9 protein-coding genes and 1 pseudogene are annotated in these 12,314 nt (G+C 72.2%); 3 read left to right on the top strand and 7 right to left on the bottom strand.

The window, feature by feature from the left end:
- Nucleotides 1-17: 17 nt before the first annotated feature.
- From BGM09_RS27235 to BGM09_RS27215, 5 genes are all read right to left on the bottom strand, one after another.
- Complete coding sequence (locus BGM09_RS27235; protein WP_188284355.1) at nucleotides 18-1,232, bottom strand: acetyl-CoA C-acetyltransferase; 1,215 nt, start codon at nucleotides 1,230-1,232, stop codon at nucleotides 18-20.
- A gap of 83 nt (nucleotides 1,233-1,315) precedes the next feature.
- The gene (locus tag BGM09_RS27230; RefSeq protein ID WP_317452913.1) at nucleotides 1,316-2,458 is read right to left on the bottom strand and encodes a CaiB/BaiF CoA-transferase family protein; all 1,143 of its coding nucleotides are present in this window, start codon (nucleotides 2,456-2,458) and stop codon (nucleotides 1,316-1,318) included.
- Nucleotides 2,459-2,586: 128 nt separating this feature from the next.
- On the bottom strand, nucleotides 2,587-4,527 hold the full coding sequence (locus tag BGM09_RS27225) for a primary-amine oxidase (protein WP_188284354.1): 1,941 nt from the start codon (nucleotides 4,525-4,527) through the stop codon (nucleotides 2,587-2,589).
- 130 nt (nucleotides 4,528-4,657) lie between these two features.
- On the bottom strand, nucleotides 4,658-6,196 hold the full coding sequence (locus BGM09_RS27220; protein ID WP_188284353.1) for an APC family permease: 1,539 nt from the start codon (nucleotides 6,194-6,196) through the stop codon (nucleotides 4,658-4,660).
- A gap of 117 nt (nucleotides 6,197-6,313) precedes the next feature.
- On the bottom strand, nucleotides 6,314-7,270 hold the full coding sequence (locus BGM09_RS27215; RefSeq protein WP_188284352.1) for a hypothetical protein: 957 nt from the start codon (nucleotides 7,268-7,270) through the stop codon (nucleotides 6,314-6,316).
- Nucleotides 7,271-7,521: 251 nt separating this feature from the next.
- Between BGM09_RS27215 and BGM09_RS27210 the strand changes: the two genes are divergently transcribed.
- From BGM09_RS27210 to BGM09_RS27200, 3 genes are all read left to right on the top strand, one after another.
- The gene (locus BGM09_RS27210) at nucleotides 7,522-9,123 is read left to right on the top strand and encodes a hypothetical protein (protein ID WP_188284351.1); all 1,602 of its coding nucleotides are present in this window, start codon (nucleotides 7,522-7,524) and stop codon (nucleotides 9,121-9,123) included.
- Nucleotides 9,124-9,452: 329 nt separating this feature from the next.
- Nucleotides 9,453-9,818: a nuclear transport factor 2 family protein gene (locus BGM09_RS27205; RefSeq protein ID WP_188284350.1), complete on the top strand. Its 366-nt coding sequence runs from the start codon at nucleotides 9,453-9,455 to the stop codon at nucleotides 9,816-9,818.
- A gap of 153 nt (nucleotides 9,819-9,971) precedes the next feature.
- Nucleotides 9,972-11,423 carry an MFS transporter gene (locus BGM09_RS27200; RefSeq protein WP_188284349.1) on the top strand — a complete coding sequence of 484 codons (1,452 nt, stop codon included), beginning with the start codon at nucleotides 9,972-9,974 and terminating at the stop codon, nucleotides 11,421-11,423.
- A 102-nt stretch (nucleotides 11,424-11,525) separates the two neighbouring features.
- Here the strand turns inward: BGM09_RS27200 and BGM09_RS27195 are convergent, their stop codons facing one another.
- Together BGM09_RS27195 and pspAB are read right to left on the bottom strand one after the other, a co-directional pair.
- Entirely contained in the window at nucleotides 11,526-11,966 is a 441-nt protein-coding gene (locus BGM09_RS27195; protein ID WP_188284348.1) for a nitroreductase family deazaflavin-dependent oxidoreductase, read from the bottom strand.
- A 76-nt stretch (nucleotides 11,967-12,042) separates the two neighbouring features.
- A pseudogene (gene pspAB, locus BGM09_RS27190) lies at nucleotides 12,043-12,198 on the bottom strand (PspA-associated protein PspAB); the annotation flags it as partial.
- Nucleotides 12,199-12,314 lie beyond the last annotated feature (116 nt).

Below are 12,314 nucleotides of genomic sequence, written 5' to 3'. Positions count from 1 at the left end.
CGCGTGGGAGGGCAGGGTCAGAGACGTTCGACGACGGTGGCGACGCCCATGCCGCCGCCGACGCAGAGGGTGGCGAGCCCGTACCGCTGGTCGCGGCGCTCCAGTTCGTCGATGAGGGTGCCGAGGATCATCGCGCCGGTCGCGCCGAGCGGGTGGCCGAGCGCGATGGCACCGCCGTTGACGTTGACCTTGTCAATGCTGACGCCCATGTCGGAGGCGAAGCGCAGCACGACGGCGGCGAACGCCTCGTTCATCTCGATCAGGTCGATGTCGTCGATGGTCAGCCCGGCCTTGGCCAGGGCCTTGCGGGAGGCGGGGGCGGGGCCGGTCAGCATGATGGTCGGCTCGGAGCCGGAGACGGCGGCCGAGACGATCCGGGCGCGGGGGGTGAGGCCGTAGCGCTCGCCGATCTCGCGGTTGCCGATGGCGACGAGCGCGGCGCCGTCCACGATGCCGGAGGAGTTGCCCGCGTGGTGGACGTGGTCGATGGCCTCGACCCAGTGGTACTTCTGGAGCGCGACGGCGTCGAAGCCGCCCAGGTCGCCGATGTCGGCGAAGGACGGCTTGAGCTTGGCGAGCGTCTCGGGGGTGGTGCCGGGGCGGATGAACTCGTCGTGGTCCAGGACGGTGAGGCCGTTGCGGTCGAGCACGGGCACGACCGAACGGGCGAAGTGGCCCTGCTTCCACGCCTCCGCTGCGCGTTCCTGGGACAGCGCGGCGAAGGAGTCCACGTCGTGCCTGGTCCAGCCGCCGAGGGTGGCGATCAGGTCGGCGCCGACGCCCTGCGGCACGAAGCCGGTCTCGTACGAGGTCATGGGGTCCATGGCCCAGGCACCGCCGTCCGAACCCATCGCGACGCGCGACATGGACTCGACGCCGCCCGCGAGGATCAGGTCCTCCCAGCCGGAACGCACCTTGGCCGCCGCCAGGTTGACCGCTTCGAGCCCGGAGGCGCAGAAGCGGTTCTCCTGGACGCCCGCGACGGTGTCGGGCAGGCCCGCGGCGATGGCCGCGATCCGCGCGATGTCCGAGCCCTGGTCGCCGATCGGGCTGACGACGCCGAGCACGATGTCGTCGATGGCCGCCGGATCGAGAGTCGGGAAGCGGCGTCGCAGTTCGTGGATGAGGCCGACGACGAGGTCGATCGGCTTGGTGCCGTGCAGGGATCCGTTCGCCTTTCCGCGACCGCGCGGGGTGCGTACGGCGTCGTAGACGTAAGCCTCGGTGCTCAACGTCGTGCCTTTCTGGAGGGTGGGGCGGGAGGGTCCTGGTCCTGGGGAGCGGTCGGTAGGTGCCGCCCGGGGGCCGTACGGTCTCAGTCCAGCAGCGCGGGGGTGTCCCAGTCGCGGGCGACCTCCGCGGTGTGCGCGCCGGGCAGCGCGGGCGGTCGGCGCAGGGTGCCCGGTGTCGCGGACAGGCGCGGCGCGGGCGCGGGCTGCACGGTCCCGGCCGCCTCGGTGAAGGTGCCGCGGGCGGCCAGATGCGGGTGATGCGGGGCCTCACCCAACGAGAGTACGGGCGCCACGCACGCGTCCGTCCCGTCGAAGACGCGTGTCCACTCCTCGCGGGTACGGGTACGGAAGCGGGCCGCGAGGGCGGCGCGCAGGTCGTGCCAGCGGCCGGGTTCCGTGCGCAGGGCCGCGTCCCGCGGCGCCAGGTCCAGCAGCCGGACGAATTCGTCGTAGAAGCGCTGTTCCAGAGCGCCGACCGCCATGTACCGGCCGTCGGAGGTCTCGTAGACGCCGTAGAAGGGGGTGCCGCCGTCCAGGAGGTTGGCGCCGCGCCTGTCCTGCCAGCGGCCGGTGGCGAGGATGGCGTGGATCATCGTGGTGAGGTGCGCGACGCCGTCGACGATCGCGGCGTCCACGACCTGTCCCTCGCCGTGCGCGCGGGCGTGGTGGAGGGCGGCGAGGACGCCGGTGACCAGGTAGAGGGAGCCGCCCGCGTAGTCGCCGAGGAGATTGGCGGGAGCGACCGGCGGTCCGTCGGCCGGTCCCGTCATGCCGAGCGCGCCGGTCACCGCGAGGTAGGCGATGTCGTGTCCCGCGGTGTCGGCCAGCGGGCCCCGCTGGCCCCAGCCGGTCATCCGGCCGTAGACGAGCCGCGGATTGCGGGCCAGGCACGCGTCGGGGCCGACGCCCAGCCGCTCGGCGACACCCGGCCGGTAGCCCTCGATGAGGATGTCGGCGCGCTCGGCCAGGTCGAGTACGGTCGCGGGTCCCCGGTCCGCCTTGAGGTCGACCCGCACCGAGCGCTTGTTGCGGTTGGTGAGGTCGTGCTCGGGCGCGACGCCGAGGCCCGCGCCGCCCGGCCGGTCCACCCGTACGACATCGGCGCCGAGATCGGCGAGGAGCATCGCGGCGAACGGTCCCGGACCGATCCCGGCCAGTTCGACGACGCGGACGCCCGCCAGCGGGCCGTCAGGCGCCGCGCCCCGGTTTGACAATTCTGATGTCACATCAATGATGCTAGGAACGTGTTCCAGTCTTGGCAAGAGCTGACTGAGCGCTCGCTCAGCCAGTCCGTTCGCTCAACCGGTCCGCTCGCCTTCGGTCCCGCCTTCGGCGGTCGCCGTCGCGTACCGCGTCACAGGTGGCAGTGGCCGCCGGAGCCGCGTCCGGTCTCCCGGGGCAGGTCGAGCGTGGGATTGCGGTCGAAGAAGCCGGTCGGTCTCAGCGTGAAACCGCAGGTGTCCACCGGCATCACCGGCCAGTCCTCCAGGCGCGGCAGATGCGTCGGCCCGAAGGCGTGCCACAGCGTGAGGTCGGTGTCCTCCAGCGCCTCGCCCGGCCGCGACCACTGCCCGACGCCGGCCCCGCCCCGGTGCTGGTTGGGGTAGTCGCCGTCCGGATAGTGCCGCTCGGGGCGGTAGCGGGTCACCCACAGGTGCTTGGTGGCGTACGTGACGCGCTCGGCGACCGGTGAGCCGGGCTGCGCGAGCAGCGTCGGTCCCGCGTCGGGCAGCAGGGTGTACGCGACCGGTTGTCCCATGCGGTTGAGCGAGCCGGGGTTGCTGATCCGCCAGCGCCGCCCGACCGCCGGGTCGGCGACCCGGCCCGCGTCACCGCTGTCGGCCACCGCGGTGGCGCGCGTGGTGAAGGCGTTGCCGTTCGGGTTGCCAGGGCCCATCGGCAGCCGTACGACGTCCACTTCCTCGACCGTGTTGGCTGGGCCGTCCACCGCCACGTCGAGCCGGGCGCAGAACAGATGCTGGTGGTACGGCGCGAGCAGCCCCGGCGCGATCTCGGTGGCGTGCGGCGAGCCCTGACCCGGCACGGCGGCCGACGTCTGCACGAGCCCGGTGGCCTTGGCCTCGAAGGCGATCGTGCCGTCCTGGTGGAGATACCAGTAGAAGCCGTAGTCGTAGTTGCCGAGGGTGGCGATGTAGGAGATCACCAGGCGGCGCGAACGGCGGCTGTCCACCGCGAAGTTGTCGAAGATGTTGGTGTGCTTCCACAGCAGCCCGGCGTCCTCCTCGTGGACGCAGATCGCGTTGCTCAGCGTCTCGGGGCGGCCGAGGTCGTCGGCCAGCACGGCGTCCACGTACGCGATCTCGCCGAGGCAGTCGCAGCCCAGGCGCAGCGCGTTGGCGTTGCGGCCGAGCAGGTACTCGCCCGCGTCCAGGTAGCAGACCCAGTTGCGGGCCGCGTCGGGCTCCGCGTACGGCACGGCCATCTCGGCGATCGAGGCGCGGTGCAGGACGAGCCGGTCGCGGTCGCCGTCGCGGTGGGTGATCCGGTGCAGCACCAAGCCCTCACGGGCGTTGAAGTCCAGCCGCAGCCGCCAGTTCTGCCAGCTCAGCACGGGGCCTTCGAGCGTGAAGGACGGTCCCTCCGGCTGGCCGATCTCCAGCGGGCGCAGGTCGGTGCGGGCCGGTCTGTTGAACTCGGCCTCGTAGCGCCCGCATTGGGCGGGCGTGGGGACGGCGCCGGTGTCGATGAGGCGTACGACGCGCCGCTCGATCAGGTCGACCTCGGCGACCAGGCCGCCGACCGGGTGGGCGAACGGGTTGTCGCTCTCGTCGCAGCGCAGGAAGGTCAGCGAGCGCAGCATGCGGCGGCCGGTCTCGGAGGCGATGCCGAAGTTGCCCGCGGCGAGCGGCGCCGCGATCACCAGCGAGGTGTCGGTGACGCCGCGCTCGGCCATCGCCGCGCGCCAGGCGGGGTCGGCCTTGACGATCTCGTCGCAGGTCTCGTACTCCTCGAACAGCAGCGGCGGTTGGCCGTCGGTGGCCGGGTCCAGGTCACGGTGGGCGAGCAGCAGGCGCGAGGTGACGTCGACCAGGGCCTCGGCGGCGCGGCCGGTGGCGGAGTCGAGCAGCGTGACACGTACCCGGCGGGTGAAGGCGTCGCCGTCGCGGTGGGCGAGCGCGGCGTGCCGGTCGGGCTCGTCGGGCAGGACGAGCGGGAAGCGGGTGGCGTCGGACACCAGGCCCTCCGCCTCCAGTACGGCGCGGGCCGTGTCGATCTCGTCGGCGGTCAGCGGGTCGAGCGGATGCGGAGTGGTGGTGGCGGCCGACGCGGTCATGGGGCCTCCTGACGGCAAAACAGGAACGGTGCGGGGAAGGGGAGTTCGGGACATGGCTCCGGAAAAAACGGGCGGCCCGCCGCACCCTGTGGGGTGTGGCGGGCCGTCGCGGTGAGACCTGGCGAGATGGTCAGGAGGACGCTTGCGCGGCGGCCTTCTCCAGTTGGAACGCCTCGTTGCCCTGGCCGATCCTGGCATGCACCTCGGGCCGCTTGGCGCGCAGTATCAGACCGTAGACCAGTCCGATGGCGGCGGCCAGAGCGATGATGCCGGGCAGCAGCCAGCGCAGCCCGTGGCCGGGGTTGGCGCCGAGCAGCACCGAGAAGTCCTTCACCGAGTAGACGGCGATGGTCAGCAGTCCGAGAGCGGCGACGGCCGAGGTGACCAGCCGCCATGCCTGCACACCGGCGGCGCCGCGCTTGACGAAGAAGGCGATGACGGCGATGGCCGCGGTGGCCATCAGCAGCACGATGCCGAGCGCGCCGACGTTGCCCGCCCAAGTGAACATGCGCAGCACGGGAGCCGTCGGGTCCGGGCCGAACTTCGGGTCGAACTTCCCGTTGTCGGTGGCGGCGAAGGCCACGACGACGGCCAGCGCGACGATCGACTGGAGGAAGGAGCCGACGGCGGGGGCGCCGCTGGACTTCGAGGTGCGGCCCACCGCCGAGGGCAGCAGACCGTCGCGGCCCATCGCGAACGCGTAGCGGGCGACCACGTTGTGGAAGCTCAGCATCGAGGCGAAGATGCCGGTGATGAAGAAGATGTTCAGGGTGTCGGTGAACGCGGTGCCCAGCCGGGCCTGGTTCAGCGAGAAGATCAGGTTCGGGCCCTGCTCCTGAGCGGCGGCCACGACGTGGTCGGGGCCGGTGCCGACGGTGATCGCCCAGGCGCTGAAGGCGAAGAAGAGGGTGGCGAAGCCGATCGCGATGAACATCACCTTGGACACGACGCGTTGGGCGTCGCTGGTCTCCTCGGCGTAGACCGGGGCCTGTTCGAAGCCGACGAAGCCGGCGATGGTGAAGCACAGGGCGGTGCCCAGACCCGCGCCGCTGAGCGTGCCGGGGTCGAAGGCGTGCACCGAGACACCCTGCGGGCCGGGGTCGGACAGGAAGCTGATGTCGAAGACGATGGTCAGCAGCGTCTCGACCAGCAGCAGCACACCGAGCGTCTTCGCGTTCAGGTCGATCTTCAGCGCGCCGAAGATCGCGGTGATCGCGACTCCGCCGAGCGCCGGGATCCACCAGGCCACGTTGTGGTTCCAGTGCTGGGCGATCTGGCTGGAGATCTCGTAGCCGAAGATCCCGTAGAGACCGACCTGCATGATGCTGTACGCGAACAGGGCGACGTACGAGGCGCAGGCGCCCATGGTGCCGCCCAGGCCCCTGGAGATGTACGCGTACAGCGCGCCCGCGTTGTGCACATGGCGGCTCATCTCGGCGTAGCCGAAGCTGAAGAGGATCAGCACGAGGCCGACGATGACGAACAGCAGCGGCACCCCGACGACGCCCATGGTGGCGAAGGTGGTCGGCACCACCCCGGCCACCACCATCAGGGGCGCGGTCGCGGCGAGGACCGAGAGCAGGAGGGCCGGTGCGCCGATCCGGTCCGCGCGCAGTGCGCGTTGCTCGCCCTTGAACGTGCTGATCTCGCTTGTACTGCCCGTCAGCATGCTGCGGTGTCCTTCCGGTGGTCCGTGGTTCGGGTCTTACGGGATCGGTCTTCGAGCATGGTTCTTCGTGCGTGGTTCCAACTGCGTTTCCTGCTGGGTGAGTACGACCGTGGGGGCCTAGGCGGAACCGAAGCCGAGCGCGTAGTTGCGCGCCGTGCGGAACGCCTTCTTCGGGTCGCGGTCCGGATACGACCACGGGGTGCGTGTCGCCTCCGACCCGATCCGGTTGAACAGTGCGGCGGCTTCCACCGTGTCGCCCGCGTGGAATTTGCCGTACGCAAGGTAGTTCAGGTCGAGCAGCAACCGCGAGTGGTCGTAGCCCTGCCATTCGAGCCACCAGTCGAAGGCCATGCGCACGCTCTGCCGGGCGCGCGGACTGACCCAGTACGGGAGGCCGTTGGGGACGTCGGGCAGTACGTCGGCCGACGCGAGCACCCGGTAGCGCTCCACCAGCGCGACCAACGGCAGTACGGCCAGCGGCGATCCGCGGCCCGCCTCGTCCGCGGCCCACTCGGCGAACTCGTACACCTCGTGGAACGGGTCCTCGCCGTCGGTCTTCTGACGCTCCGCCAGGCACTGCGTCATCAGGTGATGGGCGTGGTGGTGGGCGCGGTGCCGGCCGCGCGCCTGGTCGAAGGCCCGCACCTGCTCGTCGTCGGTGCCGGTGCGGCGCGCGAGCACCAGCAGGGCGAGCCACGGCGACGGGTCGCGCGGGGTCATCCGGGCCGCGCGCAGGCACAGTTCGCGCGCCGACTCGGCGCTCTGCTTGCCCGCGACCGCGCGGAAGACGGCGGCGAACGCGGCCAGCGCGGCGGCGTCCGCGCTCTCGGGTTCGGTGAGTTGCCACTCGCCCGCCCAGGCGGCGGCGCTCTTGCCCTCGCCGAGGACGACCAGCCGATGCCCTCGGCGGTCCCAGTTGTCCCCGGTACGGCTCAGCAGGTCACGGGTCTCCGCCCAGCGGCCGTGGGCCAGGGCAGCACGAGCCGCGACCAGCTCCTCGTCACCGAGAGCCGGGTCAAAAGCCACGTCGTCCTTGCCACGCGAGAAGCGGAAGGGTGGCGGCGGTGGGGTCATCCGCGGGCAGCCCTCCACGGCGTGCGTAACGTCATGTGATCACGCACAGCCAACCGGTCGGCACGGGGTGGCATCAAGCCCGGACCTGTTGTCTCGCTGTAGTCCCGTAGGGTGACGGGGGTTTGGGACACGGATCGGGATGGATGCGCTGGTTCGGCTGCGCGATCAGCCGGACACCTGATATTCGAGAGGCCGATCAAGGTGTGTCGGCATCGCGCGGTGGGGGACCAGGTGACATGGACGGCGGGAGCGTGAGCGGTGCGGACGCGGGGGAACGACAGAGTGCGGCAGCCTCCACCCACCCGCTCGCCTATGTACGGCGAAGACACGGGTGGAGCTACCAGGACCTGGCACGGGTCATAGCCGACAACGCGCGGATCCTCGGGGTGCCGATGGCGGCCCGCCGGGAGAAGGTCTGGCGCTGGGAGCACTGGGGGGTCGTGCCGGAGGCCGACAGCCAGCGCGCGCTGGCCCGCGCGCTCGGAATCCCTTCCAGGGAACTGGAGTTGCGGCCCTGGCCGCGCTGGCTCCCGGCGCACGGCGGCATGCCGGACGGGCTGCCGTGGACGGTCGAGGGCAGTTTCACCGCGCTCACGGCGCTGCTCGACAACGGCGCGAGCGACCCGCGCGGCTTCCCCATCGCGGACGAGCAGGCGCTGCTCGACGCCATCGCGGACTGGGACGCGGCGGGCGCGGAGGGCACCGGGGGCGCGGGAAGCACGGCGGGCGCTGCCGGTTCAGCGGGCGCGGGCGGTGCGGCGGGCGCGGCGGGCGCGCTGGGCTCAACGGACTCGATGGGCTCGATGGGCTCGATGGGCTCGTCAAGTGCCGTGGATACGAAGGCGGGTTCATCCTCGGCCGCGGCGGGACGCGGGCCGGCGTCGGCCGCCATGGCCGAGCGGTGGGACGACCCGGTACCCGGCACCCGCTCGGGACGCGTGCCGCGACAGGCGAGCGCCGCGGCCGCGTACCGCGACAACGCCGTCGACAAAGCGGTCGCCGCGGCCGTCGTGGACGGCCCGGTGATCGACTGGCTCGAAGCCGGAGTGCTGGGGCTGCGCAAGCTGGACGACCGGCTCGGCGGCGCGGCCGTGCGGCACCGGGTCGAGGCCGATCTGCGCATGGTGCGCGGGCTGTTGCACCGGGGACAGCACGAACGGACGCACGGGACACGGCTGTTGCGGGTCGCCGCCGACCTAGCCCAGCTCGGCGGCTGGGCGGCCACCGACACCGGCCGGCTCGGGGCGGCGCAGCGGCACTATCTGACCGGGCTGCGGCTCGCGCACAGCGCGGGCGACCGCTCGCTGGCCGTCGCGCTGTGGGGCGGCCTCGCGCTGCACGCGGTGATCGCGGGTCAGCCGCGGGACGCGGTGGCCGCGGCGGAGGCGGGGGTACGGGCGGCGGGCGGCACTCCCCCGGCCGTTCGGGCGCTGGCCGCCAGCAGGCTGAGCCGGGCGCACGCCGCGGTCGGCGCCGACGGCGCCTCACGGCGCGCGGTCTCCGAGTCGGAACGCCAACTGGACCTGGCGGAGCGGGAGTCGGGTCCGTCGTGGCTCTACTGGTTCGACGCGGCCGAACTGGCCGCGCAGACCGGTCAGTCGCTGCTCGACCTGGGCCACGCGCACGAGGCCAGGCCCCTGCTGGAGCAGGCGCTGGCGATGCAGGACGCCTCGTACGTACGCGACCGCTGCCTGTACTCGGCGCGCGCCGCCACCGCCCGCGCCCTGACCGGTGACCTGGAGGGCGCGCGCACGCTGGGCCGCGAGGCGGCCCGGCTGTCCCGGCACTGCGGCTCCCCGCGCATCGCGGACACGCTGGACGCGCTGAAGGTCCGGCTCGACGCCACGAGGTGATCCCTCCCCGGTGCGCGGCCCCGCCGACGCGGACCGCGCACCGGGGGCGATCGTGCGGGCTGCTCCGGCGAACGGTGCTCAGGGACGGTGCTCAAGGACGGCGCTCAAGGTCTCCACGGGACCGGCCGGAGCCGTACGGGACCGCCGCGAGAGGCCGGTTCGGACCCCGGCCCGCACGGCGGGTACGTCAGGGCGACCGGTCGTGACGTACAACCGGCCGCGCAAGTACCCAACGATGACTGATTCGCGGACGCGGTCCCGTCCGTACCGTCTTGACCTGCGAGAACACGGCGCCACCCGGCGCCGGACAACGTAGGGAGACACCAGCCATGAGCGACACCCTGTACCTGGTCCAGCGCTACCTCGCCGTCTGGAACGAGACCGACCCGGCCGCCCGGCGCCGCCTGATCGATGAGGTCTTCGCGGCCGACGGCCGCTACACCGACCCCCTGGCCGACGTCACCGGGCGGGACGCCTTCGACGCGGTGGTCAGCGCCGTGCAGGCGCAGTTCCCCGGCTTCGTCTTCGCCCTGGGCCCGGTCGACGCACACCACCACATCGCCCGCTTCACCTGGGAGCTGGGCCCGGCAGGCGGCGAGTCGCTGGTGGTCGGCTTCGACGTGGCCGCGATCGGCGAGGACGGGCTGGTGCACAGCGTCCAGGGGTTCCTCGACAAGGTCCCGGCCGGCGCCTGAGCACCCCGCCACGGGTACGGGTGCGGCCCGCGCAGGGCCCCTACCCGTACCCCGTACCCCGTGCCCCGTAACCCCGCATCCCGTCACCACCGAGCCGCACCCGTGCCCCGTCACCGCCCCGGACATCCGTCCCCCTGCGACAGGAGTTCCGTCATGGCCTCGGCCACCACCGCCACGTCCCCGCCCGCGAGCCGCGACGGCTCGCCGGTCAGCAAGCGGCCAGACCTCGGCCTGCTGCTCCTGCTGGCCGCGACCTTCATGATCGCGCTCGACATCTTCATCGTGAATGTGGCGATCCCCTCCGTCCAGAGCGACCTGCACGCGGGCACCGCGTCGATCCAGTGGGTGGTCGCGGGCTTCGGCCTGGCCGTGGCCACCGGGCTGATCACGGCGGGGCGGCTCGGTGACGTCTTCGGCCGCAGGCGGATGTTCACCGTCGGGCTCGCGCTGTTCACCGCCACCTCGGCGGCGTGCGGATTCGCCCCCACCGCCGGGACGCTGGTGGCCGCGCGGGTCCTCCAGGGCCTGTCGGCCGCGCTGATGAGCCCGCAGGTGCTGTCGATCCTCCAGACCGCCTACACCGGCAAGGCGCAGGCCCGCGCCTTCAGCATGTACGGGCTGACGATGGGCATCGGCGCGGTCTTCGGGCAGCTCATCGGCGGTCTGCTGATCAAGGCCGACGTGCTCGGCCTCGGCTGGCGGGCCTGCTTCCTGATCAACCTCCCGGTCGGGCTGCTCGCCCTGGCGCTGGCGCCGCGCGCCCTGGCCGAGTCGAGGGCGCCGCAGCGGCCCCGGCTGGACCTCACCGGCGTGGCGCTGTCCACCGCCGCGGTCGTCGCGCTCGTACTGCCGCTGATCCAGGGGCGTGCGGCGGGCTGGCCGCTGTGGACCTGGCTGTGCCTGGCCGCCTCCGCCGTGCTGGTCACCGTCTTCGTCCGCCACCAGGACCGGCTCGGCCGCCGCGGCGGCGACCCGGTGCTGAACACGGACCTGTTCCGGCAGCGCGGTTTCGGCCCCGGCTCCCTCGCGCAGTTCGTCTTCTGGAGCGGGCAGGGCTCGTTCTTCCTGATCCTCGCCCTGTACCTCCAGGCGGGCCGCGGCCTGAACGCCCTGCACTCCGGCACGGTCTTCCTGGCGATCGGCGGCGGCTACCTGCTGACCTCGACGAACGCGCACCGTATCGCGGCCAGGCTCGGCGGCCGTACGGTCCCGGCCGGAGCGCTGGCGATGGCCGCGGGGCTCGGCCTGCTGTGGGAGGCGGCGCACCGCTCCGGCACCACCGGCAGCCTGTGGGAGCTGGTGCCGGGGCTCATCATGGACGGCGTCGGGATGGGCATGGTGATCGCGCCGCTCACCCACGACGCGCTGGCCACCGTCCCGCCCCGGCTCGTCGGCTCGGCCTCCGGCGTGGTGGCCACCACCCAGCAGATCGGCGGCGCGCTCGGCATCGCCCTGATCGGCATCATCTTCTACGGCGCGGTCGGCGACGGCTCACCCGGCGGCTACCCGCACGCCTTCCGGATGGGGCTGGTGTTCCTGTTCGGCCTTGAACTGGTGCTTGCGGGCCTGAGCTTCGCCGTCGGGCGGCGCAGGGCGGCTCAGTGATCCGAGCCTTCGGACGGCACGGGTAAGGGGCGACCACCCAGGTGGTCGCCCCTTACCCGTCGTCGGATCGTCAGACCATCAGAACGTCAGAACGACATGTCGTCAGATCCGGCGGAGCCGCACCACGGGAATGTCGCGGTCGGTCTTCTTCTGGTAGTCGGCGTACGGCGCGTACACATCGAGCAGGTGCGGCCACACCCGGGCCTTGTCCTGCGGCGACAGCGTCTCGGCGCGGGCGGCGAAGCGCTCGCCGAGCACCCGCAGGTGGACCTCGGGGTGGTCGCGGACGCTCAGGTACCACAGGGGGTGCTCGGGGGCGCCGCCCTTGGAGGCGACGATCAGGTAGTCGTCGCCGTCCCGGCCGTAGATCAGTACGGTGCGCAGCCACGCGCCGCTGCGACGGCCCTGGTAGTCGAGGAGCAGGCAGGGCGAGCCGTTGAGGTCGTTGCCCTCGGTGCCGTTGGACTCCTCGTAGAGGCGGGCCTGGTCGGCCACCCACTTCTCGGGGCTGACCTTCACCGCGGCGGGGTCGTAAGACGTCATGCGTGTGTGCCTTCCAGAGGGTTCGGGTAGCACCCAGCGTAGGACGGGCGCGCCGCAAATCGGGCGTACGGAGCGGTCACAGGCCCGGCGCGCCCCAGACGGGGAACCAGCGCGACAGGTCGTCCTCCAGCCGGAGGTCATTGGTGACCAGGGCTCTGACCTGGAGTTCCAGCGCGTTGTCCCGCTTCTCGCCGGGCAGTGGGGCGAAGGGGTAGAAGGAGCCGCGCTTGTATCTGGGATGTATACCGGCTAAGTTTCCGCAGGTGACAGCAGCGATAGACGCCCCCGCGACCTTCGTAGGTCGGGTCAAGCCGGTCCGAGTCCTCATCGGTCTACGCATCAGCTACC

Origin of the sequence: Streptomyces sp. CBMA29, from assembly GCF_014596445.1 — a bacterium.
Lineage (GTDB): Bacteria > Actinomycetota > Actinomycetes > Streptomycetales > Streptomycetaceae > Actinacidiphila.
Note: the sequence above shows the minus strand (reverse complement) of the source record. Positions and strands in the feature narration are given on the sequence as shown.

Excerpts from the sequence above, each read along its gene's own strand:
- BGM09_RS27195 (WP_188284348.1), bottom strand. The coding sequence starts at position 11,966 with ATGACGTCTTACGACCCCGCCGCGGTGAAGGTCAGCCCCGAGAAGTGG.
- BGM09_RS27225 (WP_188284354.1), bottom strand. The coding sequence starts at position 4,527 with ATGACCGCGTCGGCCGCCACCACCACTCCGCATCCGCTCGACCCGCTG.
- BGM09_RS27220 (WP_188284353.1), bottom strand. The coding sequence starts at position 6,196 with ATGCTGACGGGCAGTACAAGCGAGATCAGCACGTTCAAGGGCGAGCAA.
- BGM09_RS27215 (WP_188284352.1), bottom strand. The coding sequence starts at position 7,270 with ATGACCCCACCGCCGCCACCCTTCCGCTTCTCGCGTGGCAAGGACGAC.
- BGM09_RS27200 (WP_188284349.1), top strand. The coding sequence starts at position 9,972 with ATGGCCTCGGCCACCACCGCCACGTCCCCGCCCGCGAGCCGCGACGGC.
- BGM09_RS27205 (WP_188284350.1), top strand. The coding sequence starts at position 9,453 with ATGAGCGACACCCTGTACCTGGTCCAGCGCTACCTCGCCGTCTGGAAC.